The organism is Pelomonas nitida, assembly GCF_043555975.1.
Lineage (GTDB): Bacteria > Pseudomonadota > Gammaproteobacteria > Burkholderiales > Burkholderiaceae_C > Pelomonas > Pelomonas nitida.
The window spans coordinates 42,017-67,286 of sequence record NZ_JBIGIA010000006.1; the positions used below are offsets into that span (position 1 = coordinate 42,017).

At 70.2% G+C, this 25,270-nt stretch carries 13 protein-coding genes; 6 read left to right on the forward strand and 7 right to left on the reverse strand.

The window, feature by feature from the left end; genetic code table 11:
- Positions 1 to 8: 8 nt before the first annotated feature.
- The 6 genes from ACG00X_RS09200 to mutL all read right to left on the reverse strand — a co-directional run bounded on the left by ACG00X_RS09200 (position 9) and on the right by mutL (position 9,205).
- The gene (locus ACG00X_RS09200; protein WP_394487827.1) at positions 9 to 1,052 is read right to left on the reverse strand and encodes a lipocalin-like domain-containing protein; all 1,044 of its coding nucleotides are present in this window, start codon (positions 1,050 to 1,052) and stop codon (positions 9 to 11) included.
- Positions 1,049 to 3,610 carry an FtsX-like permease family protein gene (locus ACG00X_RS09205; RefSeq protein WP_394487828.1) on the reverse strand — a complete coding sequence of 854 codons (2,562 nt, stop codon included), beginning with the start codon at positions 3,608 to 3,610 and terminating at the stop codon, positions 1,049 to 1,051. The genes ACG00X_RS09200 and ACG00X_RS09205 overlap by 4 nt, the downstream gene beginning before the upstream one ends.
- A gap of 615 nt (positions 3,611 to 4,225) precedes the next feature.
- Positions 4,226 to 4,879, reverse strand: a complete 654-nt coding sequence (locus ACG00X_RS09210) for an ABC transporter ATP-binding protein (RefSeq protein ID WP_394487829.1) — start codon at positions 4,877 to 4,879, stop codon at positions 4,226 to 4,228.
- Positions 4,876 to 5,874 (reverse strand): tRNA (adenosine(37)-N6)-dimethylallyltransferase MiaA, encoded by a 999-nt coding sequence (miaA, locus tag ACG00X_RS09215; protein WP_394487830.1) that lies wholly within the window; start codon positions 5,872 to 5,874, stop codon positions 4,876 to 4,878. The genes ACG00X_RS09210 and miaA overlap by 4 nt, the downstream gene beginning before the upstream one ends.
- A gap of 100 nt (positions 5,875 to 5,974) precedes the next feature.
- A complete protein-coding gene (locus tag ACG00X_RS09220) occupies positions 5,975 to 7,303 on the reverse strand; it encodes a pseudouridine synthase (protein WP_394487831.1) in 1,329 nt (442 codons plus the stop codon).
- Between the two features lie 12 nt (positions 7,304 to 7,315).
- Positions 7,316 to 9,205, reverse strand: a complete 1,890-nt coding sequence (gene mutL, locus ACG00X_RS09225; RefSeq protein WP_394487832.1) for a DNA mismatch repair endonuclease MutL — start codon at positions 9,203 to 9,205, stop codon at positions 7,316 to 7,318.
- A gap of 51 nt (positions 9,206 to 9,256) precedes the next feature.
- Here mutL and ACG00X_RS09230 point away from each other — a divergent pair, with 51 nt between their 5' ends.
- From ACG00X_RS09230 to ACG00X_RS09255, 6 genes are all read left to right on the forward strand, one after another.
- Positions 9,257 to 9,904, forward strand: a complete 648-nt coding sequence (locus ACG00X_RS09230) for a DedA family protein (RefSeq protein WP_394487833.1) — start codon at positions 9,257 to 9,259, stop codon at positions 9,902 to 9,904.
- A gap of 63 nt (positions 9,905 to 9,967) precedes the next feature.
- Positions 9,968 to 13,348 carry a S41 family peptidase gene (locus ACG00X_RS09235; protein WP_394487834.1) on the forward strand — a complete coding sequence of 1,127 codons (3,381 nt, stop codon included), beginning with the start codon at positions 9,968 to 9,970 and terminating at the stop codon, positions 13,346 to 13,348.
- A complete protein-coding gene (locus ACG00X_RS09240) occupies positions 13,294 to 14,715 on the forward strand; it encodes a cache domain-containing protein (protein ID WP_394487835.1) in 1,422 nt (473 codons plus the stop codon). Before ACG00X_RS09235 ends, ACG00X_RS09240 begins: the two co-directional genes overlap by 55 nt.
- Positions 14,712 to 15,347, forward strand: a complete 636-nt coding sequence (locus ACG00X_RS09245) for a response regulator transcription factor (protein ID WP_394487836.1) — start codon at positions 14,712 to 14,714, stop codon at positions 15,345 to 15,347. The genes ACG00X_RS09240 and ACG00X_RS09245 overlap by 4 nt, the downstream gene beginning before the upstream one ends.
- Before the next feature lie 288 nt (positions 15,348 to 15,635).
- Entirely contained in the window at positions 15,636 to 22,112 is a 6,477-nt protein-coding gene (locus ACG00X_RS09250; protein ID WP_394488060.1) for a HAMP domain-containing protein, read from the forward strand.
- Positions 22,113 to 22,277: 165 nt separating this feature from the next.
- Positions 22,278 to 24,704 carry a response regulator gene (locus tag ACG00X_RS09255; RefSeq protein WP_394487837.1) on the forward strand — a complete coding sequence of 809 codons (2,427 nt, stop codon included), beginning with the start codon at positions 22,278 to 22,280 and terminating at the stop codon, positions 24,702 to 24,704.
- Between the two features lie 50 nt (positions 24,705 to 24,754).
- Here ACG00X_RS09255 and ACG00X_RS09260 read toward each other — a convergent pair whose 3' ends face one another.
- Positions 24,755 to 25,123, reverse strand: a complete 369-nt coding sequence (locus ACG00X_RS09260) for a hypothetical protein (RefSeq protein ID WP_394487838.1) — start codon at positions 25,121 to 25,123, stop codon at positions 24,755 to 24,757.
- Positions 25,124 to 25,270: the final 147 nt, after the last annotated feature.

A 25,270-nucleotide genomic window follows, 5' to 3' on the forward strand; every position in this document is an offset into this window, starting at 1 on the left:
GGCCGCGATTAGACCAGTGGCGGCCGGCCGGCGTAACCGGTCAGCTCCAGGTAGCCCCAGCCGATCTCGCGGCCGCCGGCATCCAGCAGCCGGGCCGCGCCTTCCCAGTAGGCGAGGCCGCTGCTGCGCCGCGCATCGACCTCCTGCGCGTCGAAGGCCGCGACGAGCCGCATCGCGCCCGCCGGGCTCGTGAGCTGCCACTCCACGGGCCAGCGGGCGCCGGTGGCGGGGCTGCTCCAGTGGCGCGTGGGCGTCATGCCGACTTCGTCCGGCGCAAAGCTGCGGTCGGCCTGCCCGGGCGTGCGCAGGCCGCCACCGGCCCAGTCGCGGCGGCCGTCGGGGCGGCGCAGCTGGAACAGCATCAGCGCGCGCCCGTCCAGCAGGTTGATGCCCAGCCAGTCCCAACCGGCGCAGTCGCCGAGGTAGCTGTCGCTCCACTCGTGGTCGAGCCAGGCGCGGCCGGTGAGCTCGCGGTTGCGGCCGTCAAGCGTCAGCCGGGCCTGTGTGGCGAGTTGCGGGCGCGAGTAGTAATGGCTGAACTGATCGGGGGCCGAGCCCTTGCGGGAGATGCCGGCCTCGCCCTGCAGCAGCGGCGGTTCGGGCGTGGCGAGCTGCAGCGCCATCGAGAAGCCGGGGCCGTTGAAGGCGGCGCGGTAGCCGTCGCCGTCGCGCCGCAATGTCCAGTCGCGCAGTTGCACGTCGCAGTCATCCGCCCGCACCTGCACGGCGCCGGGCAACTGGCGCAGCAGGCGCTGGGTGTGGCGCTGCTGCCGCGTGGCGAGGTCGGACAGCGCGACATGGCCCAGCAGCAATTGCCGCGCGGCCAGCGGGCTGGCATGGTCGGCCGGCGCCGGGCCCGTCAGGCGGAAGAACGTGAGCTGGTAGCCGAACTGCGGTGGCTGGCCCGGCTCGCCGAGCAGGCCCGTGACGTACCACCACTCGATGGCCTGCTGGCCGTGCGCGCCGAAGTCGCGCGGGAAGGCCATGGCGGCGCGGGCCTGCAGCGGCAGGGGCAGCGCCGCGAGCAACAGCAGCCGGCGAGTGATCTTCATGCGTCCTCCCTGACGGCGCGCACGGCGTCGGCGCCCAGCGCGCGCCGCCCCGCCAGCAGCGAGGCGCCGACAGCCGCCGCGAACGCGAGGGCGAGCAAGGCCCCCAGGCGTGCCACGGGCAGGCTCAACTCCATGCTCCAGTGAAAGCTCTGTGGGTTCACGACGTAGACCAGCACCAGGCTCAGGCCCAGCCCCAGCGCCAGCCCGGCCAGCGCCCCGGCGCCCCCGGTGAGGCTGGCTTCGAGCAGCAGCAGCCGCATCAGGTCGCGCCGCGACAGACCCAGGTGCCGCAGCAGGCCGAACTCGCGCCGGCGCGCCAGGGCCTGGGCGGACTGGCCGGCCACCACGCCGAACAGGCCCACGGCCAGCGCGACCGCCTGCAGCCACACGGTGATGGCGAAGCTGCGGTCGAAGATCTGCAGCGACAGCGCGCGCAGTTCGCCGGCGGCGGCGATCTCGATGTCGGTGCCGGCAGCGGCGCGCACGGCCTCGCGGGCCGGGTCGATCGCGGCGCCCGGCGCCAGCCACAAGGCCAGCTCCGTCGTGGTCGTGTCACCGCTGATGCGGCGGTAGTCGGGCAGGGCCATCCACAACGCGGTGGCCTGGCGCGAATAGTCGCGCAGGATGCCCATGACCTGCAGCGTGACGGGGCGCTCACGGTCCACGAGATGGGCCGTCAGCACGCGGCCGGGCTGCAGGCCGTCGCGGTCGCGCGCGGCTTCGTTGACCCACACGGCCGTGGCCTGTGCATCCACCGCGCCCGTCCAGCGCGCCATCACCGGCAGGGTGTCGTGGTCGAGCTCGCGGGCCGTCAGCGCCACCGCGTCGGTGCCGGCAGTCAGCCGCAGCCGTGCCGTGCGCTGAGGCGCCGCGCGGGCGATGCCGGGCAGCCGCGGCAGGCGCTCGATCAGCGCGGGCGGCAGCGGGGCGGGCTGGCCGTCGCTGCCGCGCAGCGCGCTGCGCAGGTAGAGGTCGGCCGGCAGCGCGTGGTCCAGCCAGCGCTCGAGCGAGTCGCGGAAGCTGCCGATCATCACGGTCATCGCGACGGCCAGCGCCAGGGCCACGAGCACGCCGGCCAGCGAGCGCTGCGCCTCGGTGGCCTGATCGCGGCTGCGTTCGCGCGCCAGCATCGCCAGGGCGCTGTGGCGCCAGCGCCCGGGCAGGCGGCCCAGCAGCGCCGTGAGTGCGCGAACCAGCGCGGGCACCAGCGCCAGGCCGCCGGCCAGCAGGCTCAGCATGGCGAGGTAGGCGCCCACGGGCGTGTCTGCCAGCACCGGCGGCAGCGCGGCCAGCGCTGCGCCCAGCCCCAGCAAGCCGCAGCCCACCCAGGCGGGCAGCGCCCGTCCCGTTGGCAGGCCCAGGCCCTTGAGCACCAGTGCCGGCGCGATGCGGCGCACGGTCAGTGCGGGTGCCGCTGCGGCGGCCAGGGCGGCCGCCAGGCCCAGCGCGGCATAGACCAGCGTCGGCACGAGCAGCGGCTGGTTCAGCAGCAGGTCGGTCGATGCGCCGCTGGCGCCATGCAGGCCCAGGTCGCTGCCCATCAGTTTCAGCGCACCCGCCGCCAGGCCCAGGCCGAGGGCCAGGCCCAGCAGCGTGCCGGCGGCGCCGATGGCCAGCCCTTCCGTCAGGATCAGCCGCCAGCGCATGCGGGCCGACACGCCCAGCACCCCGACGAGGGCCCATTGCGGCAGCCGCTGGGCCGTTGCCAGCGACAGCACCGCGTAGACGAGGAAGGCGCCGGTGAACAGCGCCATCAGGGCCAGCAGGCCGAGGTTGACGCGGTAGGCGCGGGTCATGGCTGACAGCCGCTCGCCGTCGTCGGCTGGGGGTGCGGCGCGCCAGCGCGGCGGCAGCGTCTTGATCCACGCGGCGGCGTCGGTGCCGGGTGCGAGTTGAACGTCGATGCGGTCCAGCGTGCCGACCCGGCCCAGCAGCGCCTGCGCGTCGGCGATGTCCAGCACGCCCAGCGGCCCGCTGCCGGCGGTGACGCGGCCGCCGACCGTGAGGTCGATGTCATCCGGCGCGGCGTGGCCCGGGCGCTGCACGCGCAGCCTCAGCGTCGTCGCGCCCGGCGGCAGGCCCGCGCGGGCGGCAGCGTTCAGGTGCACGGTGCCTGCCTTGGGCAGGTGGCTGGCGTCGCCGTCGATTTGAGGCGTCAGCTCAGGGGCCAGTGGCTTGCCGGCATTGGCGGCGGCCAGCAGCGCGAAGGGGTCCAGCCCGATGAGGCGCAGGTAGGTGCCGCGCGCCGCTGCGCCCGGCTGGGCGGGCCAGAGGACCTGCGCGTCGATGACCGGGTTGGCCGCCACGACTTCCGTGCGGTTCAGCAGTTCGGCGAGGTCGGCGTCGGTCAGCGGGCCGGCGCTGCCGTGCAGCACGAGGTCGGGCTGACCGTTGATGCCGCGTGCCGCACGGGCAAACTCGGTGAGCGCGGCGCCGTTGAGCAGATGCACGCCGTAGGCGAGGGCGACGCCGAGCATGACGGCGACGATGGCCAAGGTGACGCGGCCGGGCTGATCGCGCCAGGCGGGCCAGGTGAGGTGGCGCCAGAGGGATGTCATGGCGCTGTTGGCTCGGTGCTTCGGCTTGCCGGCCAGGCCCAGCCGGGAGTTCGCCCCGGCGGGCGACCTACTTTCTGAGCGACCAGAAAGTAGGCAAAGAGTCGCCCCTGACCGCGTCGCCCCTCTGCTTCGCAGCGGGGTGCCCTGCGGTGCTCGCGGCTTGCAACCCCGCGCGGAACTCGCTTCGCTACGCTGCGCTCAGACAGCCGCGCGGAGTCAGTGCTTGAGGCGCGCTGCGCGCGCGGTTGCAAGCCGCTGCGCTCCTCGGCGGCGCTGAAAGGGGGGTGAATGAACAGCCGGCACCAGCCGGCCTTGGGGTTTGGCTGTTGGCTGTTCGGCTGTTTCGGGGCTTCCCCTTCAAAACCGCCGAGAAGCGCAGCAAGCCCAGGCGCGCGCGCAGCGCGCCTCAAGCACTGACTCCGCGCAGCTGTTTGACCGCAGTGAGCGCAGCGAACGCATGGAGTTCTGCGCGGGCCTGGGCTTGCGAGCATCGCAGGGGAGCCCGCAGGGCCGGTTTTGCAGGGGCGGTTTCTTTGCCTACTTTCTTGTCCGCACAAGAAAGTAGGTCGCCCGCCGGGGCGAACTCCCGGCATGGGCCTGGGCGTCAAACCAAACTCACGCGTCATGCAACCCATCGGCGTCCAGCCTCAGCCGACGGTCTGCAGCATGAGCAGCGACTTCAGAGTGTGTGACCAGCAGACACGCCGCCCCCGCCTCGTGCGTGCAGCGCCGCAGCAACTCCAGCACCTCGGCCGCATGCCGCGCGTCGAGGTTGCCGGTCGGTTCATCCGCCAGCACCAACCGCGGCCGATGCGCCAACGCCCGCGCGATCGCGACGCGCTGCAGCTGCCCGCCCGACAACTGCCGCGGCATCCGCGCCGCGAACTGACCGAGGTTCACCGCCTCCAGCATCTGCGCCACACGGCCCTCGTCCTTCAACCCCAACAACCGCAACGGCAACGCGACGTTGTCGGCCACGCTGAGATGCGGCAGCAGGTGGAAGGCCTGGAAGATGAAGCCCAGCTCGCGGCGCCGCAATGCCGAGCGCGCCTCGTCGCCCAGCGGGCGCAGGTCTTGCCCGGCCAGCGTGATGGTGCCGGCGTCGGCTTCGTCGAGCCCGGCCAGGCAGTTCAGCAGCGTGGACTTGCCGCTGCCCGACTCGCCCAGCAGCGCGACGATCTCGCCGGGTGCGAGATCCAGGTCGATGTTCGAGAAGACCGGCATGTCGCCGTAGCGCTTGGCGAGCCCGCGCGCGGAAAGAACCGTCATGCGTTCAGCAACCTTTGCAGCCCGGCCAGCAGCTCGGGAATCGGTTGAGGTCCGTCGCAGGCGATGACGCGGCGCCTGGGCATGCTGCGCAGCCACGTGACCTGCCGCTTGGCGAGCTGCCGCGTGGCCGCGATGCCGCGCTCGCGCAGGTCGGCCCAGGGAGCGCCGGGCCGCCCCAAGCTCCCTGGATCTCCTCGGAGGGCGGGCTGGGCATGGCCCAGTCCTGGGGGCTCCAGGCCCTCGTTCGCGTCCAGCGACTCCCAAACCTGCCGGTAGCCGACGCAACGCATGGACGGCAGGGCCAGGCTGAGGTCGCCGCGTGCGCGCAAGGCCTTCACTTCGTCGACGAGGCCGGCGTCCAGCATCTGGTCGAAGCGCAGCGCCAGCCGCTCGTGCAGCCAGGCGCGGTCCGTGGGTTCCAGCGAGAACAGCGGCCAGTCCACGCCGTCGTCGCGCGAGGCGGCATGCAGATCGGTCATGGTGCGGCCGCTCAGCCGGATGACCTCCAGCGCGCGCTGGATGCGTTGGCTGTCGTTGGGCGCCAGGCGCGCAGCGGTCTCGGGGTCGATCGCGGCCAGCTCGGCGTGCAGCGCCGGCCAGCCGCGCTCAAGCGCTTCGGCGTCGATGGCGGCGCGCAACTCGGCATCGGCCTGCGGCAGCGTCGACAGGCCATCGAACAAGGCCTTGAAGTACAGCATCGTGCCGCCCACCAGCAGCGGCAGTTTGCCGCGCGCGGCGATGTCGGAGGCTAGGCGCTTGGCATCGCGCACGAATTCGGCGGCCGAGTAGCTGCCAGTCGGGTCGAGGATGTCGATGAGGTGGTGCGGCACGGCCGCCTGCTCGGCCGCCGTGGGCTTGGCCGTGCCGATGTCCATGCCGCGATACACCAGCGCCGAGTCGACGCTGATGATCTCGACGGGCAGCACCTCGGCAATCGCGAGGGCCGCCGCCGTCTTGCCGCAGCCGGTGGGGCCGGCCAAACAGACGGGGTTCATCGCAGGCGTGGTGTCTTCCCAAGCGGCAGCTGTGGAACCGGCTTTGCCGGGCCACCCGCTGCGCTCCCTTGAGGGGGGCGGCGAAGCCGGTAGGGGGGAGTCAAAATTTTTCCCACGGCGCGAGGTAACGCCACTGTCCGACGGGCAGATGCCCCAGCGGGATGCGGCCGATGCGCACGCGCTTCAGGCCGACGACCTTCAGGCCCACCAGCTCGCACATGCGGCGGATCTGGCGCTTCTTGCCCTCGCGCAGCACGAAGCGCAGTTGCTGCTCGTTCTGCCAGCTGACCTTGGCGGGCTTGAGGGCCTCGCCATCCAGCTCCAGGCCGTGGTTCAGCAGCGCGAGCTTTTCGGGCGCCAGCGCGGCGTTGGGCAGTGTGCCCTCGGGCACTTCATGCGCGACGAACTCGACGCGCACCAGGTATTCCTTCTCGATGTCCGAGTCGTCGCCGATCAGCGCCTTGGCGATGCGGCCGTCCTGCGTCAGCACGAGCAGGCCGGTGGAGTCGATGTCCAGCCGCCCGGCGGGGGCGAGGTGGCGATGGTGGTTGGGGTGGGGCTTGATGCCGGAGGGGTCGTCCTTCCAGCGGTTCTCCTGCTGGAACAGCACGACGGCAGGCTCGTAGCCATCTTCGGCCTGGCCCGAGACGTAGCCGATGGGCTTGTGCAGCAGCACGGTCACCTGTTGCGACTGGGCCTGGCGGGCGGCGGGGTCGATGGTGATCTCGACGTCACCGACGACGCGCTGACCGAGCACGGCCACCTTGCCGTTCACGCGCACCCAGCCGGCCGCGATCCATTCGTCGGCCTCGCGGCGCGAGGCCATCTTCAGCTCGCTCATGCGCTTGGACAGGCGATCGCCGTCCTCGGCGTCCACCTGGCGGGCCGGGTTCAGGCGTTGTTGCGGGCGTTGGGGCGGCGGCTCGAAGCCGGGCGCGCGGTTCGCGACGCGGCGCTGGTCGACGCGCGGCGGGCGGTCATCGCGCGGACGGTCGCCGGGGCGTTCGTCACGGTGCTCGTTGCGGCGCACCGGCTCCCCGCGCGAGGCGCGTTGCGGCGGGCCATCGGGGTGGAAGCCGCCGGAGCGCGGGCCGGAACGGGCGGGGCGTTCGTCACGCGGGCGGTCGCTGCGTTCGTTACGGCGGAATGGTTCACCGCGCTGTTGCGGTTGTTCCGGCCGAAAGCCCGTGGCCTTGGGGCGGGCAGGGCGTTCGTCGCGACGATCGTCACGCGATGGCGCCGCCCGCTCGCGCTTTTGCTGCGCCTGCTGGTAGCGCTCTTCGCGCTCGGCGCGGTCGGCCTGCGCCTGGGCCAGCGTGGGGCGGGGTTTGGCAACGCCTTTGCCGCGCAAGGGCGCGCGCTTTTCGCCGTCGGCGTTGCGGGTCTTGGCGGCGGGCTTGGGCTTGCCCTTCAAGGTGATGGTGGCCATGTGGTTCGAGCCTCAACGGCCTCTCAAGAAAAGGGCGTCCAGGTCGCGCATGTCGAGCTGGCGCCAGGTGGGGCGGCCATGGTTGCATTGGTCGGCGCGTTCGGTGGCTTCCATGTCGCGCAGCAGCGCGTTCATCTCGTCCAGCGTCAGCTGCCGGTTGGCGCGCACGGCGCCGTGGCAGGCCATGGTGGCCAGGATTTCGTGCTGGGCGCGCTCCAGCACGGAGCTGGCGTCGAACTGGGCCATCTCGGCCAGCAGCTCGCGGGTCAGTGCGACCAGGTCGCTCGCGGCCAGCAAGGCTGGGCGCGAGCGCACGGCCAGCGTGCGGGTGGACAGCGGCGCGACATCCAGCCCCAGCTTGCTCAGCGTGTCGGCATGCTGCTCGGCGGCGGCGACTTCTTCGGCGGTGGCCGGGAAGCTGATCGGGATCAGCAGCGGCTGGCTCTCGATCGTCGCGGCGCCAAGCCGGGCCTTCAGCCGCTCGTAGACGACGCGCTCGTGCGCGGCGTGCATGTCGACGATGACCAGGCCCTGCCGGTTCTCGGCCAGGATGTAGACACCCTGGATCTGCGCGACGGCCCGGCCCAGCGGCCAGTCATCGCGGCCGGCCGGTTCGGGCAGTGCAGCGCGTGGCGCGGCCACGACGTCGGGCCGAGGGGCGGCGAATGTCGCTGGTGACGCCGCCGCCCTGGCGGGCTGCCACAGCGCTTCGTGCTGCACCAGCGACAGCCGCACCTGCTCGGCCGTGGGCGGCACGGGGGGCACATAGGCGGGCGCGGCGTAGGCCGGGCGCGGCTCGGCGACGTGTGCCGGCAGTGGCAGCCCAGGTGCGGGGCCGAAGGCCAGTGGGCTGGCCGGCGCATCTGCTGAGGCCTCGGCGGCGGGCTCGGCACTGCGCGAGGTGGCCAGCGCGTCGACAAAGGCGCGGCGCACGCTCTGGTGGATGGCGCGACCATCGCGGAAGCGCACCTCGATCTTGGTCGGGTGCACGTTCACGTCCACCAGCTCGGGCGCGATCTCGATGAACAGCACATAGCTGGGCTGGCGCTGGCCGTGCAGCACGTCTTCGTAGGCCGAGCGGATGGCGTGGCTGATGAGCTTGTCGCGCACGTAGCGGCCATTGACCCAGACGTATTGCTGGTCGGCACGCGAGCGCGCGGCTTCGGGCAGGCCGGCGCGGCCGGTCAGCGCCAGCGGGCCGGCGCTGTGCGAAAACGGGCGGCTTTCGGCGACGAAGTCCTCGCCCAGCACGTCGGCGATGCGCTGCTCGGCCGAGCCGGCGCGCCATTGGTCGACCAGCTTGCCTTCGTGCCAGATCGCGAAGCCCACGTCGGGCCGGGCCAGCGCGTGGCGGCGCACGGCCTCCACGCAATGGGCCAGTTCGGTGGCGTCGGTCTTCAGGAACTTGCGGCGGGCCGGTGTCGAGAAGAACAGCTCGCGCACCTCCACGCTGGTGCCGCGCGCACGCGCCGCCGGCTGCAGCTCGCCGCTGCGGGCGTCCAGCCGGTTCGCGTGGGCGTCGTCGGCGGTGCGGGACGCGATGGCCATGTCGGACACGGAGGCGATGGCGGCCAGCGCCTCACCGCGAAATCCCATCGTGGCGACGGATTCCAGGTCATGGAGCGACGCAATCTTGCTCGTGGCGTGGCGCTTGAGCGCCAGCGGCAACTGGGCGACGGGGATGCCGCAGCCGTCGTCCTCGACGACGATGGCGCGCACGCCACCGGCCATGAGCTTGACCTGGATGCTCGTGGCGCCGGCGTCCAGCGCGTTGTCCACCAGCTCCCGCACGACCGAGGCCGGGCGCTCGACGACCTCGCCGGCGGCGATCTGGCTGATCAGCTCGTCGGGCAGTTCGCGGATGACGCGGGTCGGGGCGATATCGGGCAGGGACACATCCATCGGCCGGATTATCGGCGGGGTGTCATGGTGGCGTCGGGATAATGGCCCGCCATGGACCTGCTTCACTTCCTTCTCGACTTCATTCTGCATGTCGACCAGCACCTGGCGGCGTTCGTCCAGGCCTACGGCGCCTGGGTGTATGCCTTGCTGTTCCTCATCATCTTCGTGGAGACCGGCGTCGTCGTCATGCCCTTCCTGCCCGGGGACTCGCTGCTGTTCGTCGTCGGCGCGATGTGTGGCGTCGGCCTGATGGACCTGGGCCTGTCCATGGGGCTGCTGACGCTGGCCGCCATTGCCGGCAACCAGTGCAACTACACGCTGGGCCGGCATTTCGGCCCGCGCGTGTTCCAGTGGGAGAACTCGCGGTTCTTCAACCGGGCGGCCTTCGACAAGGCGCACGCGTTCTACGAGAAGTACGGCGGCTTCACGCTCATCGCCGCACGCTTCATGCCCTTCCTGCGCACCTTCGCGCCCTTCGTGGCCGGCGTGGCGCAGATGACGCGGCGCAAGTTCACGTTCTTCGATGTGACGGGCGGCGTGCTGTGGGTGTGCGGCATTACCGTGATCGGCTATGTCTTCGGCAACGTGCCCTGGGTGAAGGCCAATCTGGACAAGATCATCTGGGCGATGATCCTCATTCCTGGCGTGGTGGTCATCGCGGGTGGCATCCGCAGCAAGTTCAAGCGCCAACCCACCTGACTTTCAGGTTGGGCGCAATTCGGGTCTAGAGTCGCGCGTTTTGCGCCTCGCTCGGAGATCCCGATGACCTTGTCCCGAATCGCCCTCGCGCTGGCCTGGCTGAGCGCCAGCCTGGCGGCCCAAGCGGCGGAGCCCACGCTGATGCTGCGCCAGCCGGCTGTCTCGCAGAACCACCTGGCCTTCGTCTACGCCGGTGACCTGTGGCTGGCCGACCGCAACGGCGGCAACGCTCGCCGGCTGACCACGCATGCGGCCAGCGAGTTCGCCCCGCGCTTCTCGCCGGACGGCCGGCAGATCGCGTTCTCGGCCAGCTACGACGGCAACACCGATGTCTACGTCGTCGGCCTGGACGGCGGGCAGCCGCGGCGCCTGACCTGGCACCCGAGCGCCGACGTCGTCAGCGGCTGGAGCCCGGACGGCAAGCGCGTGCTGTTCGCATCGCCACGCGAAGTGCTGAACAACCGCAGCAACCAGCTCTACGAAGTCAGCGTGGACGGTGGCTACGAGAAGCAGGTCATGAAGGCCGTGGCCTACGAGGGCGCCTGGTCGGCCGATGGCCGGCAACTGGCCTACCGCCCCTACAACGCGGCATACGCCGGCCCGAGCGGCTGGCGGCAGAGCCGCGGTGGCTCGACACCGCCGGTGTGGATCATGGACATGCAGGGGCCCGGCGCGGGGCAGCGCTGGCAGGAAATTCCGCACGTCAACGCGACGGATTCGGCCCCCGTGTGGGCGGGCGGCGAAGTGGTGTTCATTTCGGACCGTGCGGACGGCGCGGCCAACCTGTTCGCCTTCAACCCGGCCACAAAGTCGCTGCGCCAGCTGACGCGCGAGACGCAGTGGGACGTGCGCAGCGTGGACGCGGTCGGCACGACGCTGGTGTACGAGGCGGGCGGGCGTATCAAGCAGATCGAGCTGGCGGGCGGTGAAGCCCGCGTGCTGGACGTTCGCGTCGACAGCGTGGCGGCACAGGCCCGCACGCAGTGGAAGGACGCCGGACGCACGCTCACCGCGGCCCGGCTGTCGGCCACGGGCAAGCGCGTCGTGGTGAGCGCGCGCGGCGACGTGTTCACGGTGCCGGTCAAGGACGGCAGCGTGCGCAACCTGACCGAGACCGCCGGCGTGCGTGAGAAAGACGCGCTGTGGAGCGCCGACGGCAAGCGCGTGGCCTACATCTCCGACGCCCCCGGCATGCGCCACGAGCTGGTGCTGCAGCCGCAGACGGGCCTGGGCGCCAAGGAGCGATTCCTGCTGCCCAAGGACGGCTACTTCACGCTGCTGGACGGTTCGCCGGACGGTCAGCAACTCGTGCTGCAGGACAACCACCTCGGCCTTTACCGGCTGAGCCTGGCGGCCGGCCCGCAGCGCGGCCAGTTGGTCAAGATCGCGACCGATGCGCGCCGCCTGGGTGCTGACGGTTTCGCCACCTCGTTCTCTCCCGACAGCCGCTGGCTGGCGTTCACGCAATCGGGCGAGAACTATTTCGGCCGCATCGTGTTGCACGACATCGCCACCGGCAAGAACCATGTCGTGACCGATGGCCTGGCGCATGCCGGCAACCCGGTGTTCTCGGCCAAGGGCGACTTGCTGTACTTCACCGCGTCCATCAATTCCGGCCCGAGCCAGGTGGGCTTGGACCTGTCCACGCAGGAGCGCCCGCGCCGCGTCGGCCTGTACGCACTGGTGCTGGCCGCCGACGGCAAATCGCCGCTGGCGCCCAAGGCCGGTGACGAGGAAGGCAAGAAGGACGACAAGAAAGAGGCCAAGAAGGACGACGGCAAGGACACCAAGGGCGAGAACAAGGCCGACGCGAAGAAGGCGGACGGCAAGGATGGCAAGGGCGACAAGAAGGACGCCGCGCCGGCCGAGCCCGTCAAGCCGATCAAGGTCGATCTCGACGGGCTGGCCGAGCGCGTCGTGGCGCTGCCGGTGGCCGAGCGCAACTACGGCGACCTGGCCGTGGCGTCCGATGGCGCGCTGTTCTATCTGCAGCGGCCCCAGCCCGGCACCAGTGTCGAGTTGCCGAGCGCCGAGCGGCGCGCGACGGCCGAGCTGTGGCGCTTCGACTTCGAAGAGCGTAAACCGAAGCTGCTGCGCGGCGGCGTCGCCGAGTACTCGCTGAGCGAAGACCACAAGAAGCTGCTGCTGACGCTGGCCGGCGGCAGGCTCGAGGTGGGCGACGCCAACGACAAGGCCGACACCAAGCCGCTGGACCTGTCGGGCTTGCGCGTGCGGGTCGATCCGCGTGCCGAGTGGAAGCAGATCTTCGACGAGGCCTGGTGGATGGAGAAGGAGTTCTTCTACGACCCGGCACTGCACGGCCTGAACTGGCAGGGCGTCTACGACCGCTATGTGCCGCAGCTGGCGCATGTGCAGCGCCGCGAGGACCTGAACGACCTGCTCGTGCAGATGATCGGCGAGCTGCAGGTGGGCCACAACCGCACGGGCGGCGGCGACGTGTTCCAGGAGGCGCCGGTGTCGGTGGGGCTGCTGGGGGCTGACTTCGCCATCGAGCAGGGCCGCTACCGCATCACGCGGCTCTACGCCGGCGACCGCCTCAGTTCGAGCCTGCGCTCGCCGCTGACGGCGCCGGGCCTGGGCGTGAAGGAGGGCGATTTCCTGCTGGCCGTGAACGGCCACGAGCTGGACGCCAAGACCAATGTCTATGCGCTGCTGGAGAACACCGTCGGCAAGCAGGTCGTCCTCGCGATCGCGCAGGACGCTGCGGGCAAGGGGCGGCGCGAGATCACGGTCGAGCCGGTGGCCAGCGAAGCGCTGCTGCGCCGCTGGGCTTGGATCGACGGCAACCGCCAGAAGGTGCAGGCCAAGAGCGGTGGCAAGATCGCCTACGTCTACATGCCCGACACGGCGGGCCAGGGCTTCGAGCACTTCAACCGCATGTTCTTCGGGCAGATCGACAAACAGGCGCTCATCGTCGACGACCGCCGCAACGGCGGCGGCCAGGCCGCCAACTACGTGACCGAGCTGCTGAGCCGGCCCTACCTGGCCAGCTGGAAGGACCGCGACGGCCTCGTCTTCGACACGCCGGGCGGCGCCATCTACGGCCCCAAGGCCATGCTGATCGACCAGGACGCCGGCTCGGGTGGCGACTTCATGCCCTACGCCTTCAAGCGCGTGGGCCTGGGGCCGCTGATCGGCAAGCGCACCTGGGGCGGCCTGATCGGCATCTCGGCGAACCCGCCGCTCATCGACGGCGCGTTCCTGACGGTGCCGTACTTCCGCTTCTACACGCCCGACGGTGAATGGCGCATCGAGAACGAAGGCGTGTCGCCGGACATCAATGTCGAGCTCGACCCGGCCGCCGTCAACCGCGGCGAGGACACGCAGCTCGACGCGGCGATCGCCGACGTGCAGAAGCGGCTGTCCACGTGGACGCCGGTGCAGCGCAAGACGCCGCCGGCACCGGCGACGCTGGGCCGCTGATGCAGGGCTGGGCAGCTTTGTCATTGCGGGGGCGTTTCGTCCTGCTGGCACTGCTGCCCCTGCTGGCCTCGCTGGCGCTCATCGCGCTGGCCGTGCGCCAGCAGGAAAGTGCGCTGGCCGAGCGCGAGCATGCGCTGGTGCGCGCCAGCTACATGGAGGCGCGCCGCACCGAGCTCAAGCACTACGTGGACCTGGCCGTCAGCACCATCCGGCCGCTGCTGGGCCAGCCGCACGGGCAGGAGCGGGCGCTGGCCATCCTGTCGTCGCTGGATTACGGCCGCGACGGCTATTTCTTCGTCTACTCGCTGACCGGCCGGGTGCAGATGCATTCGCGTCAGCCCGAGCTGATCGGGCAGAACCTGTGGGAGCTGCGCGACCCGCAGGGGCGGCCCACCATCCAGCAGCTCATCCAGCAGGCCCGATCGGGCGGCGGTTACGTCGAGTACCTGTGGCGCAAGCCCTCCAGCAGCCTGCTGGCGCCCAAGCTGGGCTATGTCGTCATGGTGCCCGAGTGGGAGTGGATGCTGGGCACGGGGCTGTACCTGGACGGCATCGAGGCGACGATGGACGAGCTGGAGCATGGCGCGCGGCAGAACATCACCACCACCATGCTGTGGGTGGGTGCGGTGGCGGTGTTCGGCGTCGCACTCATCAGCGCCGGCGCGCTGGTGCTCAACCTCAGCGAGCACCGCAGCGCGGAGGCCAAGCTGCGGGCGCTGGCGCGCCAGGTGGTGCAGAGCCAGGAGGACGAGCGTGCGCGGCTGGCGCGTGAGCTGCACGACGGCGTCAGCCAGTCGCTGGTGGCCACCAAGCTGCTCATCGAGTCGGCCCAGCAGGAGCCCGCGGGTGCGGCACGACTGCAGGAGCTGGCGCTGCAACGCCTGAACAGCACCTTGGCCGAGGTGCGGCATCTGTCGCACGCGCTGCGGCCCGCGCTGCTGGACACGCTGGGCCTGCCCGCCGCGCTGCAGCACCTGACCGGCGAGTTCGATGCCGCTGGCGGCACGCACTTCGCCGCCACCATCGACGGCGAGGAGGTGGGCCTGCCCGAGGCGGTCAACACGGCGCTGTTCCGCATCGCGCAGGAGGCGCTCAACAACGCTGCTCGCCATGCGCAGGCGACGACGGTCACCGTCACGCTGCGCTTTCTGGCCGACGGCGGGCTCAGCCTGGAGGTGGTGGACGACGGCCGCGGCTTTGATGCCGATGCCGCCCAGGCCGTCGCCGACCGAGGCCTGGGCCTGCGCAGCATGCGTGAACGTGCCGATGCGCTGGGCGCGCGGCTGAGCCTGATGACCTCACCGGGCATCGGCGCGCGGCTCACGGTCAAACTGTCGGCCGCAACCCTCGCCCGCGCCGCCGCATGACGACCACGCCCGTTCGTATCCTGATCGTCGACGACCACCCGATGGTGCGCGAGGGGCTGGTTGCGCGGCTGGCGGCCGTGCCGCGTTTCGAGGTGGTGGGCGAGGCGGGTGACCGTGTCAGCGCGATGGATTTGCTCGCGCAGCGTGCGCCCGACGTGGTGTTGATGGACGTCGGGCTGAAAGATGCCAACGGCATCGTGCTCGGCGCCGACATGCTGGCCGCGCAGCCGGCCATCAAGCTGCTGATGTTCAGCATGTACGACAACCCCGAGTACGTGCAGCGGGCGCTGCAGGCGGGCGCGCGTGGCTATGTGCTGAAGGACGCGCCGGCGACCGAGATCGTGTCGGCCATCGACGCGGTGGCGGCCGGCGGGACTTTTCTCAGTGCCGCCGTCTCGGGGCGCTTGTTCCGCGGCCAGGCGCCCAAGCCGGTGCTGACACCACGCGAGAGCGAGATTCTGAGCAAGCTCGGGCAGGGCGCTTCCAGCAAGCAGATCGCCCGCGAGCTGGGCCTGTCGGTGCGCACCGTCGAAGCCCATCGCCAGAGCATCAAGCGCAAGCTCGAACTGGAGGGGCAGGCGGAACTGATCCGTTATGCCGTGGAGCATGCGCGCGAGGCGAATCCGCGCTGAGTCGAAGCTGTCTCTCCGCGTGTCGCGAGTCATTTCACTCGGTGCTGCGGTACTTGCCCGCCCCATGGTGGCATGCTAGAAGCCAGGGCTTTTTGAGGCTCGCGCACGCTGCGACGGTGTGCCGGGCCCGTCACTCCTCACTAGATTGGACGTTGGATGAGCGTCACTCCCGCGCGGCCCACCCGAGGCAAGCGCTCCGGCACCCAGGTTTCTTCCAGCCCCTCGAGCGACGGCGGCGCGCCGTCGGCGGATCTCACTGATGTGCGTGCGCGCCAGGTGCTGGCGGCCATGCTCGCGTTTCGCGACGGTGATTTCGCCGTGCGCCTGCCCAGCGACTGGGAGGGCGTGGAGGGGCAGATCGCCGCCGCCTTCAACCAGATCACGGCGCAGGAGGCCCGCATTGCCGATGAGGTCGCGCGGCTGTCGGCGACGGTCGGCAGGGAGGGGCGGCTGAAGCACCGCATGTCGCTGCCGGGTTCGCAAGGGAGCTGGGCGCTCAAGGTAGAGTCGATCAACACGCTGCTGGACGACCTCGTCCGCCCGACGGCCGAGATCGCGCGCACCATCGGCGCGGTGGCCAAGGGGGACCTGGGCCAGGCCATGGAGCTGGAGGTGGACGGCCGCGAGCTCAAGGGCGAGTTCCTGCGCTCGGCGCGGCTGGTCAACACGATGATCGAGCAGCTGTCGGTGTTCACGTCCGAGGTGACGCGCGTGGCGCGCGAGGTGGGCACCGAGGGCAAGCTGGGTGGCCAGGCCCAGGTGAAGGGCGTGTCGGGCGTGTGGCGCGAGCTGACCGAGTCGGTCAACCAGATGGCCGGCAACCTGACGGCCCAGGTGCGCAACATCGCCGACGTGACCATCGCCGTGGCCAATGGTGACCTATCCAAGAAGATCACGGTGGACGTGCGCGGCGAGATTCTGCAGCTGAAGGAAGCCACCAACACGATGGTGGATCAACTGCGATCGTTCGCGTCGGAAGTGACGCGCGTGGCGCGCGAGGTGGGCACCGACGGCCGGCTGGGCGGCCAGGCCGTGGTGCCGGGCGTGGCCGGCACGTGGAAAGACCTGACCGACTCCGTCAATGCGATGGCCACCAACCTGACGGCCCAGGTGCGCAACATCGCAACCGTGACGACGGCCGTCGCGCGCGGTGACCTGAGCCGCAAGATCACGGTGGATGTGAAGGGCGAAATCCTGGAGCTGAAGGAAACCATCAACACCATGGTGGACCAGCTCAACAGCTTCTCGTCCGAGGTGACGCGCGTGGCGCGCGAGGTGGGCACCGAGGGCAAGCTGGGCGGCCAGGCCCAGGTGCCGGGCGTGGCGGGCACGTGGAAGGACCTGACCGACAACGTCAACTCCATGGCCAGCAACCTGACGGGCCAGGTGCGCAACATCGCCGAGGTGGCCACCGCCGTGGCCAGCGGCGACCTGTCCAAGAAGATCACCGTGGAGGTCAAGGGCGAGATCCTGGCGCTGAAGAACACCATGAACACGATGGTGGACCAGCTCAACGGCTTTGCCGGCGAGGTCAGCCGTGTGGCGCGCGAGGTCGGCACCGACGGCAAGCTCGGCGGCCAGGCCCAGGTGCCGGGCGTGGCGGGCACGTGGAAGGACCTGACCGACAACGTGAACTTCATGGCCTCCAACCTGACGGGCCAGGTGCGCAACATCGCGGAGGTGACGACGGCGGTGGCCAACGGCGACCTGTCCAAGAAGATCACCGTGGACGTGCGCGGCGAGATGCTGGAGCTGAAGAACACCATCAACACGATGCTGGACCAGCTCAACGGCTTCGCGTCGGAGGTCACGCGTGTGGCCCGTGAGGTGGGCACCGAGGGCAAGCTGGGCGGTCAGGCGCAGGGCCGCGGCGTGGCCGGAACGTGGAAGGACCTGACCGACAACGTGAACTCCATGGCCAGCAACCTGACCGGTCAGGTGCGCAACATCGCCGAGGTGGCCACCGCCGTGGCCAGCGGCGACCTGTCCAAGAAGATCACGGTTGAGGTCAAGGGCGAGATCCTGGCGCTGAAGAACACCATGAACACGATGGTGGACCAGCTCAACGGCTTTGCCGGCGAGGTCAGCCGCGTGGCGCGCGAGGTGGGCACCGACGGCAAGCTCGGCGGCCAGGCGGAGGTGCCGGGCGTTGCCGGCACGTGGAAGGACCTGACCGACAACGTCAACTCCATGGCCAGCAACCTGACGGGCCAGGTGCGCAACATCGCCGACGTGGCGACCGCCGTGGCCAACGGCGACCTGTCCAAAAAGATCACGGTCGACGTGAAGGGCGAGATCCTCGAGCTGAAGAACACGCTCAACACCATGGTGGACCAGCTCAACGGCTTTGCCTCCGAGGTGAGCCGCGTGGCGCGCGAGGTGGGCACGGACGGCAAGCTCGGCGGCCAGGCCCAGGTGCCAGGCGTGGCCGGCACGTGGAAGGACCTGACCGACAACGTGAACTTCATGGCCTCCAACCTGACGGGCCAGGTGCGCAACATCGCGGAGGTGACGACGGCGGTGGCCAACGGCGACCTGTCCAAGAAAATCACGGTGGACGTGCGTGGCGAGATCCTGGAGCTGAAGAACACCATCAACACCATGGTGGACCAGCTCAACGGCTTCGCGTCGGAGGTCACACGCGTGGCGCGCGAGGTGGGCACCGACGGCAAGCTGGGTGGCCAGGCCGTGGTTCCCGGCGTGGCCGGCACATGGAAAGACCTGACCGATAACGTGAACTCCATGGCCAGCAACCTGACCGGCCAGGTGCGCAACATCGCCGACGTGGCCACGGCCATTGCGCGCGGCGACCTCAGCCGCAAGATCACGGTGGACGTGCAGGGCGAGATCCTGCAGCTCAAGGAAACCATGAACACCATGGTCGAGCAGCTGGGTGCGTTCGCGTCGGAGGTGAGCCGCGTGGCGCGCGAGGTGGGCACCGAGGGCAAGCTCGGCGGCCAGGCGCGCGTGCTGGGCGTGGCCGGTACATGGAAGGACCTGACCGACAACGTCAACTCCATGGCCAGCAACCTGACCGGCCAGGTGCGCAACATCGCCGAGGTGACCATCGCCGTGGCCAACGGTGACCTGTCCAAGAAGATCACGGTGGACGTGCGCGGCGAGATCCTGCAGCTCAAGGAAACCATCAACACCATGGTGGAGCAGCTGCGCTCGTTCGCCTCCGAAGTGACGCGCGTGGCGCGCGAGGTGGGCACCGAAGGGCGCCTGGGCGTGCAGGCCGTGGTGCCCGGCGTGGGCGGCACGTGGAAGGACCTGACCGACTCGGTCAACACCATGGGTGCCAACCTGACGGCGCAGGTGCGCAACATCGCCGAGGTGACGACCGCCGTGGCCCGCGGCGACCTGAACCGCAAGATCACGGTGGACGTGAAGGGCGAGATCCTGGAGCTGAAGAACACCATCAACACCATGGTCGACCAGCTCAACGCCTTTGCCGGCGAGGTCACGCGGGTGGCCCGCGAGGTGGGCACGGAGGGCAAGCTGGGCGGCCAGGCCCAGGTGGCCGGCGTGGGCGGCACGTGGAAGGACTTGACCGACAACGTCAACTTCATGGCCTCCAACCTGACGGAGCAGGTGCGCGGCATCGTGAAGGTGGTGACGGCCGTGGCCAACGGCAACCTGACGCAGCGCCTGACGGTGCAGGCCAAGGGCGAGGTGGCGGCACTGGCCGACACCATCAACAACATGACCGGCACGCTGGCGACGTTCGCCGAGCAGGTCACCAACGTCGCGCGCGAGGTGGGCGTGGATGGCCGGCTGGGCGGGCAGGCCCAGGTGCCGGGCGCGGCCGGCACGTGGAAAGACCTGACGGGCAACGTGAACCTGCTCGCCGCCAACCTGACGACGCAGGTGCGCGCCATCGCCGAGGTGGCGACCGCCGTGACCAAGGGCGACCTGACGCGCGCCATCCAGGTGGAGGCCAAGGGCGAGGTGTCCGAGCTCAAGGACAACATCAACACGATGATCTCCAACCTGCGCGAGACCACCGCGCGCAACCGCGAGCAGGACTGGCTCAAGACCAACGTCGCCCGCTTCAGCGCCATGCTGCAAGGCCAGCGCGACCTGGCCACGGTCAGCCGCATGCTGCTGGCCGAGCTGGCGCCGCTGGTGCAGATCCACCAGGGCACGATCTACCACCTGGCCGGCGCGCAAGGCGACGACACGCCGCGCCTGCGCCTGCTGGCCAGCTACGCACAGTCCGACAGCGTGAAGCTCACGTCCAGCATCGCGCTGGGCGAGGGGCTGGTGGGCCAGTGCGCGCTGGACAAGCGCAGCACGCTGCTGGCGGACATCGCGTCTGACTTCGTGGCCATCTCGTCCAGCCTGGGCCGCACGCACCGCGTCAGCGTCATCGTGCTGCCCGTGCTGTTCGAGGGGCAGACCAAGGCCGTCATCGAACTGGCCACGCTGCAGCCTTTCAGCAGCGGCTCGCTGGCCTTCCTGGAACTGCTGACGCAGAGCATCGGCGCGGTGTTCAACACCATCGAGGCGACCATGCGCACCGAGGCGCTGCTGGCGCAGTCGCAGCAACTGACCGTGGAACTGCAGTCGCGCCAGAGCGAGCTGCAGGAGACCAACGAGCAGCTCGGCACCAAGGCGCGCTTGCTCGCCGAGCAGAACGCCGAAGTGGAGCGCAAGAACGCCGAGGTGGAGCAGGCGCGCCACGCGCTGGAAGACCAGGCCGCCGAACTGGCGCTGACGTCCAAGTACAAGAGCGAGTTCCTCGCCAACATGAGCCATGAGCTGCGCACGCCGCTGAACTCCATCCTGATCCTGAGCCAGCAGCTGGCCGGCAACAGCGACGGCAACCTGTCGCCCAAGCAGGTCGAGTTCTCGCGCAACATCAATTCGTCGGGCTCCGACCTGCTGCACCTCATCAACGACATCCTGGACCTGTCCAAGATCGAGTCCGGCACGGTCACGGTGGAGATTGAGGAGATCTCGTTCGCCTCGCTGCGTGACAGCATCGACCGCAACTTCCGCCACGTGGCCGAGGCCAAGAGCCTGCCGATGCGGCTGCTGTTCGCCGACGACCTGCCGCGCAGCATGGAGAGCGATGCCAAACGGCTGCAGCAGATCCTGAAGAACCTGCTGTCCAACGCGGTGAAGTTCACGTCACAGGGGCATGTGGAGCTGCGCGTGAGCCTCGCCCGCGATGGCTGGAGCCCCGAGCACCCGGTGCTTTCCAAGGCCCCGCTGGTGCTGGCGTTCGCCGTGGAGGACACCGGCATCGGCGTCGCGCCCGAGAAGCAGCGGCTGATCTTCGAGGCCTTCCAGCAGGCCGATGCCGGCACCTCGCGCAAGTACGGCGGCACGGGCCTGGGCCTGGCCATCAGCCGCGAGCTGGCCGCGCTGCTGGGCGGCGAAATCCGCCTGGCCAGCCAGCCGGGGCAGGGCAGCACGTTCACGCTCTACCTGCCGCTGCATTTCAGCGGTGCCGATGGCGCCCGGCCGCCATTGCCAGAGGCGGGCCGCTTGCCGCTGCCGCCGGTGGCGCCGCTGCGCAGCAGCCTGCCGCTGGTGCGCGAGACGCAGGTGGCCGACGACCGCGACAACATCGTCGATGGCGAGTCGGTGCTGCTGATCATCGAGGACGACCCGCACTACGCGCGCATCGTGCTGGGCCTGGCGCGCGACCGCGGTTTCAAGGGCCTGGTCGCGCTGAAGGGCGGCCACGGGCTGGAACTGGCGCGGCGCTTCAAGCCCACCGCCGTGTCGCTGGACATCTTCCTGCCCGACATGCTGGGCTGGACGGTGCTGAACCAGCTGAAGCTGGACCCCGAGACGCGCCACATCCCCGTGCAGATCTTCAGCGTCGCCGAGGAGGACCGCAACCACGGGCTCGCGCACGGCGCGTTCTCGTACGAGCTGAAGTCGTCGACCAGCGAGGGCATGGAGGCGGCGCTGGACCGCATCCGTGACTTCACGGTGCCGCGCACGCGCCGGCTGCTCGTCATCGAGGACGACGACATCGAGCGCCAGGCCATCGTCGAGCTGCTCGGGCACGGCGACATCGAACTGTGCGCCGTGGGCAGCGGTGCCGAGGCCCTGCAGGCGCTGCGCGGCCAGGCCTTCGACTGCATCGTGCTGGACCTGCGCCTGCCGGACATGAGCGGCTTCGAGCTGCTGGAGCGGCTGCACGCCGAGCCGGCGCTGGCCGACGTGCCCGTGGTGGTGTTCACCGGGAAGGACTTGTCCTACAACGAACAGCGGCAGCTGCGTACGCTGGCCAAGAGCGTGGTGCTCAAAGATGTGCAGAGCCCCGAGCGGTTGCTCGACGAGACGGCGCTGTTCCTGCACCGGGTCGTCAGCGAGCTGCCGCCGGACAAGCAGGACATGCTGCGCCGGCTGCACGGCGCCTCCGAGATGCTGCGCGGGCGCCGCGTGCTGGTGGTGGACGACGACGCGCGCAACATCTTCGCGTTGACGACCCTGCTCGAGAACGAGGACATGGACGTGCTGACCGCCACCAGCGGCCGCGCGGCCATCGACATCATCAAGGACACACCGGACCTGGATCTCGTGCTGATGGACATCATGATGCCCGACATGGACGGCTACGAGACCATGCGGGAGATCCGCTCACACGCCGAGTTCCGCAACCTGCCCATCCTGGCGCTGACGGCCAAGGCGATGAAGGGTGACCGCGAGAAGTGCCTGGAGGCCGGTGCCAGCGACTACATCTCCAAGCCGGTCAACACGGCGCAATTGCTGTCGCTGATGCGTGTGTGGTTGTACCGATGAGACCCCTCGCCCAGCTTCGCGTCGCTGTACGCGAGCGAATCCGGTCGGTCCCCCGAGGGGACGACGATGCTTGCGGCGTCGAGCCGCAAGCACATCGTCGGCCCGGGCCGGCTTGGGAGCGGCCCGGCGCTCGGCCCGCCATGGAAACCTGCTGATATGTCGTCGATGAGCCCTGCCGAGCTGACCAACATCCTCATCGTCGACGACGAACCCGCCAACCTGCTGGTGCTCGAGACCGTGCTGAACGATCCGGGCTACCGCCTGGTGCGGGCGCAGTCGGCCGACCAGGCGCTGCTCGCTCTGATGGCGCAGGAGTTCGCCGTGCTCGTGCTGGACATCCAGCTGCCGGACATGAACGGCATCGAGCTCGCGCAGATGATCAAGCAGCGCAAGAAGACGGCGCATCTGCCCATCATCTTCCTGACGGCTTATTTCGACGAAGACCAGCACCGCCTGCAGGGCTATGGCACCGGCGCGGTGGACTATCTGCACAAGCCGGTCAATGCCGATGTGCTGCGCTCCAAGGTGGCGGTGTTCGCCGAGCTGGACCGCAAGACGCGGGCCTTGCAGCGCGCCAACCTTGCGCTGCGTGCCGAGGTGGAGGAACGCAGCCGTGCGGAGGAGCGGCTGCGCGAGCTCAACGAGACGCTGGAACGCCGGGTGGTGGAACGCACCGAGGCGCTCGTGAAAGCCGACCGCCGGCTGCAGGCCATGATGAGCAGCATCACGGACGGCCTGCTGCTCGTGGAGCGGGACGGCCGCATCGGCTACGTCAACGAACAGGGCGCGCGGCTGCTGGGGCGGCGCGCCGATGAGCTGACGGGGCTGCGCAGCGCGGAGGTGTTCGGTGGCAGCGAGTTCGCGGCCGGGTTCGGGCGGGCGTGGTCGGGCGGCCAGGCCGTGTCCTTCGAGGCCCGCGCGGCGGGCGGCGAGCGCTGGCTGCAGTGCCACTGCCATCCGTCGCAGGACGGCTTGTCGGTGTACTTTCACGACATCACGGACCGGCGCGAGCTGCAACTGCACCGCGAGCAGCTGCTGGCTGCCGAGCAGGCCGCGCGCGGCGCAGCCGACCACGCGGCGCGGGCGAAGGAGGAGTTGCTCGCCGCCATCAGTCACGAGCTGCGCACGCCGTTGGCGGCCATCGTCGGCTGGGTGAACGTGCTGTCGCACCCGGGTGTGGCGCCGTCCATGCTGCAGCGAGGCATGCAGGCCATTGCGCGCAACGCGCAGGCGCAGTCGGTGCTGGTGGACGACTTGCTGGAGATGAGCCGCATCGTGGCGGGCAAGCAGCTGATGAATGTCAGCCGACTGGACCTCAACGGCATCGTGGCCGGCGCTGCCGACAACGCGCGCCCCATCGCGGAGTCGCGCCAGCTGGGCATCGTGGTGCAGCTCGCGCCGCAGCCGGTCGAGGTCTACGCGGACGAAGGGCGGCTCACGCAGGTCGCCATGAACCTGCTGACCAATGCGATGAAGTTCACGCCAGCAGGCGGGCGCGTCATCGTCGAGACGGTGGTCGAGCCCCAGGGGGTGGAGCTGCGCATCAGCGACACGGGCCAGGGCATCGCCGCCGAGTTCCTGCCCCGGCTATTCGACCGTTTCAGCCAGGCCGACGGTGCCGCCACCAGCGTGCATGGCGGGCTGGGACTGGGGCTGTCCATCGTGAAGAACCTGGTGGAGCTGCATGGTGGCCGCGTCAGCGCCCACAGCGACGGCTTGAACCGCGGCGCCACGTTCACCGTGCGGTTGCCGCGTGCGGCGCAGTCGCCGCTGGCGGCGAGCCTGGACGATGCGGCCGCACAGGCGACGGGCGGCGAGCCGGGCATTGCGGGCTTGCGCGTGCTGCTGGTCGATGACCACCGGGACCTGCTGGAGGTGCATGCCCGCTTGCTGACCGAGCGCGGCGCCGAGGTCGTGTCCGCCGAGTCGGGCGAGGCCGCATTGGCGGTGCTGCGCGAGCAGCGCTTCGACGTGATGCTCAGTGACCTGGGCATGCCGGGCATGGGCGGCTACGAGCTGATCCAGCAGGTGCGCAGCGGGCTGCAGATCGGCGCCGACGAGATGGGCGCCGCTGCGGTGACGGCCTATGTGCGCGAAGCCGACCGCGAAGCGGCGCTGAAGGCCGGCTTCCAGCGCTGCCTGCACAAGGGCGCCTCGCCGCGCCTGCTGGCGCGCACCGTGGCGGAACTGGCGCCGCCGCGGCCGTCGGTGCAGCCCGAGCCGCAGTCGCCGCTGCGGGCCTTGTTCGTCGAGGACAACATGGACCTGCGCGAGCAGATCGCCTGGCTGCTGGAGGAGCAGGGGCTGACGCTGACGACCTGCGAGACGGCGGAGGCCGCGCTGGCCGCCTATGCGCCGGGGCGCTTCGACCTGGTCATCACCGATGTGAGCCTGCCGGCGATGTCCGGCGTGGAGCTGGCCCGGGCCATCCTGGCGCAGGCGCCCGACGAATGGCTGGTGTTCTCGTCCGGCTACGTGATGGGCGATCTGGCTGGCTTTGGCTGCAATGTCAGGGCCTTGCTCAAGCCGTTCGAGCTGAGCACGCTCGAGCGGCTGGTCGAGGACGTGCGCGCCGCGCGCCGACCCGGCTGAGGCGGCTGGCGTCGGCGGCTGGCGGCCGGAGCCAGCCGCCGGTCAACCGCTCAGCGGCCGCGGTAGGGGCCGCCGTCGCGGCCGTCGCGCCAGCCGTCGTCGCGATAGCGGTAGTCACGGTGACCGTGGTGGCTGTGGTGATGGTCCCAGCGTCGCGTTTCGTAGATGACGGGCGGCGGGGGCGGTGCGTAGTACACGTCGCGCACGACATAACGCGGCGCGGGCACGTAGACGGGCGGCGGCGGGGGCGGCGCGTAATACACCGGCGCCGGTTCGACGTAATAGCCGGGGCCGTTGGAAACCACCACGCCAGCCGGCGGCAGGTTGATGCCGATGGACCAGCGCGTCTCCGCATGCGCTGCCGTGGCGGCGAGCAGGGCGACGCCGGCAGTCAGACCAGCAAGGACGGAACGGATCATGGTGGATCTCCTTCAGAAGCGTGCCCGATGCGGGCCGTGCATCAAGAACGCCAGCCGGGCGGATTCGTTGACTACCGCCGCGCCGCAGACGTAAGCGGGTGTGAAGCGATCGATGGGCGGCGGTGCCGGGTTTGCCCTTAAGTGGTG

What these genes read in the sequence shown, in the direction of transcription:
- ACG00X_RS09200 (WP_394487827.1), bottom strand. Translation starts at nt 1,052, where the DNA reads ATGAAGATCACTCGCCGGCTGCTGTTGCTCGCGGCGCTGCCCCTGCCG.
- ACG00X_RS09205 (WP_394487828.1), bottom strand. Translation starts at nt 3,610, where the DNA reads ATGACATCCCTCTGGCGCCACCTCACCTGGCCCGCCTGGCGCGATCAG.
- ACG00X_RS09210 (WP_394487829.1), bottom strand. Translation starts at nt 4,879, where the DNA reads ATGACGGTTCTTTCCGCGCGCGGGCTCGCCAAGCGCTACGGCGACATG.
- miaA (WP_394487830.1), bottom strand. Translation starts at nt 5,874, where the DNA reads ATGAACCCCGTCTGTTTGGCCGGCCCCACCGGCTGCGGCAAGACGGCG.
- ACG00X_RS09220 (WP_394487831.1), bottom strand. Translation starts at nt 7,303, where the DNA reads ATGGCCACCATCACCTTGAAGGGCAAGCCCAAGCCCGCCGCCAAGACC.
- mutL (WP_394487832.1), bottom strand. Translation starts at nt 9,205, where the DNA reads ATGGATGTGTCCCTGCCCGATATCGCCCCGACCCGCGTCATCCGCGAA.
- ACG00X_RS09230 (WP_394487833.1), top strand. Translation starts at nt 9,257, where the DNA reads ATGGACCTGCTTCACTTCCTTCTCGACTTCATTCTGCATGTCGACCAG.
- ACG00X_RS09235 (WP_394487834.1), top strand. Translation starts at nt 9,968, where the DNA reads ATGACCTTGTCCCGAATCGCCCTCGCGCTGGCCTGGCTGAGCGCCAGC.
- ACG00X_RS09245 (WP_394487836.1), top strand. Translation starts at nt 14,712, where the DNA reads ATGACGACCACGCCCGTTCGTATCCTGATCGTCGACGACCACCCGATG.
- ACG00X_RS09250 (WP_394488060.1), top strand. Translation starts at nt 15,636, where the DNA reads ATGCTCGCGTTTCGCGACGGTGATTTCGCCGTGCGCCTGCCCAGCGAC.
- ACG00X_RS09255 (WP_394487837.1), top strand. Translation starts at nt 22,278, where the DNA reads ATGAGCCCTGCCGAGCTGACCAACATCCTCATCGTCGACGACGAACCC.
- ACG00X_RS09260 (WP_394487838.1), bottom strand. Translation starts at nt 25,123, where the DNA reads ATGATCCGTTCCGTCCTTGCTGGTCTGACTGCCGGCGTCGCCCTGCTC.